At 32.7% G+C, this 2,823-nt stretch carries 4 protein-coding genes and 2 pseudogenes; 3 read left to right on the top strand and 3 right to left on the bottom strand.

Features of this window, described 5'->3' with window-relative positions; translation table 11 throughout:
* Both I2F17_RS12425 and I2F17_RS12420 read left to right on the top strand, forming a co-directional pair.
* Positions 1-194, top strand: a 194-nt coding sequence (locus tag I2F17_RS12425) for an IS3 family transposase (RefSeq protein WP_211140115.1), incomplete at its 5' end; no start/stop codon positions are given.
* A 50-nt stretch (positions 195-244) separates the two neighbouring features.
* Positions 245-1,126: pseudogene (locus tag I2F17_RS12420) on the top strand (IS3 family transposase); the annotation flags it as partial.
* Between the two features lie 180 nt (positions 1,127-1,306).
* On the opposite strand, the gene I2F17_RS12415 reads toward I2F17_RS12420, so the two are convergent.
* The 3 genes and pseudogenes from I2F17_RS12415 to I2F17_RS12405 all read right to left on the bottom strand — a co-directional run.
* Positions 1,307-1,468: a hypothetical protein gene (locus I2F17_RS12415; protein ID WP_196423591.1), complete on the bottom strand. Its 162-nt coding sequence runs from the start codon at positions 1,466-1,468 to the stop codon at positions 1,307-1,309.
* Between the two features lie 290 nt (positions 1,469-1,758).
* Positions 1,759-2,244, bottom strand: a complete 486-nt coding sequence (locus tag I2F17_RS12410; protein ID WP_196423590.1) for a DUF2846 domain-containing protein — start codon at positions 2,242-2,244, stop codon at positions 1,759-1,761.
* 137 nt (positions 2,245-2,381) lie between these two features.
* Positions 2,382-2,582: pseudogene (locus tag I2F17_RS12405) on the bottom strand (IS3 family transposase); the annotation flags it as partial.
* An 80-nt stretch (positions 2,583-2,662) separates the two neighbouring features.
* Here I2F17_RS12405 and I2F17_RS12400 point away from each other — a divergent pair.
* The coding region (locus I2F17_RS12400) for an IS630 transposase-related protein (protein ID WP_213014496.1) at positions 2,663-2,823 on the top strand (161 nt) is incomplete at its 3' end.

Raw genomic sequence — 2,823 nt, 5'->3', positions numbered from 1 at the left:
CACTCAAAGGGCATGTTGTACATGACAGTGTATTTTCTACAAGAAAAGAGGCTAATTCAGTCTTGTTCGAGTATATTGAAATTTACTACAATCGGATTAGACGACATTCTGCAAATGGTTGGTTAAGCCCTGAGGCTTTTGAACAAAACTATTTGAAATCTTTAGAGGGATCGAATCTCCACAATTCTGTCTAGGATCAAAGATTGGAACAAGAAGCAAAGGAAACTGCGGAGCAGCAGAAATTGCGCGACTTATATCAGGATTAAGGCACAGTTATAAACTAAAATACTTATTACGCGCTTCAAATATGGCTCGGAGTACGTACTTTTATCATGAACATCGATTAAATTTTGATGATAAATACAGTGACCTTAAACAACAAATCAAGGCGATCTATCATCAACATAAAGGACGCTATGGATATCGCAGAATAACGCTTGCCTTAAGAAATATGGGAATGAAAATTAACCATAAATGTGTACGGAGACTGATGCAGATAATGAGCTTAAAATCTCGAGTACGACGTGCAAAATATAGGTCATACAAAGGACAAGTCGGTAAGATTGCTAATAATGTTCTACAGCGTAGCTTTCATGCTGATCGGCCTAATCAGAAGTGGGCAACGGATGTAACGGAATTTAATGTAGGTGGAGAGAAACTTTACCTATCGCCAATTATAGATTTATTTAACGGGGAAATCATTGCCTATCAAACTAAACGGAGACAACAATATGATTTAGTCAAAGATATGTTGGATAAAGCGCTTAATAAACTGACATCAAAAGATGAGGTAGTACTCCATTCAGACCAAGGCTGGCAATATCAAATGTACCGTTATCAGCAGCAGCTTAAGCAATGTGGAATTACACAAAGTATGTCAAGAAAAGGTAATTGTTTGGATAATGCTGTAATAGAAAGTTTCTTTGGAATACTTAAATCAGAATGTTTTTATAGGAAAAAATTTAATTCGGTTGAAGAATTAGAGAAAACCGTGAAAGAATATATTCATTATTATAACCATGATCGGCTCAAGGTTAAATTAAAAGGACTAAGCCCTGTGGAGTACAGAATTCAGTCCTTAAAAAGTGTAATTAAATCGTCCAACTTTCAGGGGGCAGATCATTAAGCCCCTTTTTTCATTCGCATAATAAAGTTTTATGTTAAATCGGGTTGGGGGAAAATCCATTTACCTTAGTAAAGTTCTTATTTGGCGGGAGTTTATACATCTTTATATACATATCCGATTTTTCATAAAAATAAGCCAACAATCTAAGTAGTAAATATACTGACTTAAACAGGCCTCAAATTATCTTAATTTTTTTAATGAATTGTTAATTTCATCGCCTGAAATTGTTTCTTCTGATTCTTCATAATCTTTTGGTTTTTTATAGTCATATTTCATATTAAATTTACCATCTGGATATAGTGTAAAAGTTAACTCCCATATTCGATCGCCAGTAAGATTCAAGATAACCCGAATCCTGCTTAATCTTCTACTTTAAAATCATTTACTTATGGTGTTTTTATCAAATACATAAAATTATGTAGCATATATTTTTAGTCACTCAGAGCTGTTTTTTTAAAGGAAATCAGTCCATTCGTTACACTAGACTGTAAAGGAAAGCATTTATTTTATATAAAAATATATAAAACAGTAGCTTACTTAAATTTCTTAAATAGGATTCGGATTATTTTTAACATAAATAAAAAAAGCCAAAAGTGATCACCTTTGGCTTTTTTTATCGCTAGATATATAAATTATGGCTGAGTCAGTGTAATTTCTGGTTTACTACATGTACCACTTTGAGCAAGTGCATACTCAGAAATTGCTTTTTTACCTTTTAATTCATCTACTTGTTTAAGATCTGCACCACCAACAAACACTCCCATTTTTATAGATTGTTGGACAAAATATTGTTGTCCTGAAACTGTATCAATCACTAAATGATTAGGTGAAAATTCAGACTCTGTTGAAACTGTATGCTTTTGATTACCATCAACTTCTTTATAAAAAAATGTACCTCTTGATGTTTCACCTAAACACTTTCCATCAAGCCAAATATCTTTTTTTAACGTAGCGCCTATCGTACTATTAGAACGATATACATAAATTATCACTTTACCGTCACTTGGCGGTACAAATTGTTTAACCGTTTGTGTTTGCTTCATATCTGCCTTGGGTACTGAAGCACAGCCAACAAAAAAGCCAGATAAAATAAAAGGTAATACTAATTTCAGGTTCATAATTCAGTTTCAGTTTTCTTAATATATGCAGATTACTACAAATATAAATTAAGGAAGTTTATTTTCAATAGAATTGAAAATAAGAGTCGATCTTTTATACAAAGTATATAGTGAAATACTTAATTATGGGCCTTCTCTTAATCTAATGGAGAACGTTGTCCATTGGAACCATGTCTTCGTTTTGAATTATAAAACATCTCAATATATTCAAATATATCTGCTCTTGCATTCGATCTTGATGCATAAACTTGCTTCTTAATTCGCTCACGTTTTAATAACTGAAAGAAGCTCTCAGCAACTGCATTATCATGACAGTTTCCTCGCCTACTCCTATTTGAAGCAACGAAATAAGATCGAAACATTGTTTGGTTTGTTGAAAGCTATAGTCAAACAATCAAAAATATAAGACAATATAAAAATGAGTTATTCAGAACATTTTAGACGAAAAGTGATAGCGAAGCTTGAGGAAGGATGTTCCATACGAGCGGTCTCTGCACAATTTGAAATTGATAAAAATACAATTTTGAGTTGGAAAAAACGAATTGAGATTAAAAGAACCCGCCCACGGAAACCTTTTAA

It is taken from the genome of Acinetobacter baretiae, from assembly GCF_015627105.1.
In the GTDB taxonomy this organism is placed as follows: Bacteria; Pseudomonadota; Gammaproteobacteria; order Pseudomonadales; family Moraxellaceae; genus Acinetobacter; species Acinetobacter baretiae.
The sequence above is the reverse complement of the archived record's forward strand: the minus strand, read 5'-3'. Positions and strand labels throughout refer to the sequence as shown.

Coding starts and splice junctions, on each gene's coding strand:
- I2F17_RS12410 (WP_196423590.1), bottom strand. CDS start 2,244: ATGAACCTGAAATTAGTATTACCTTTTATTTTATCTGGCTTTTTTGTT.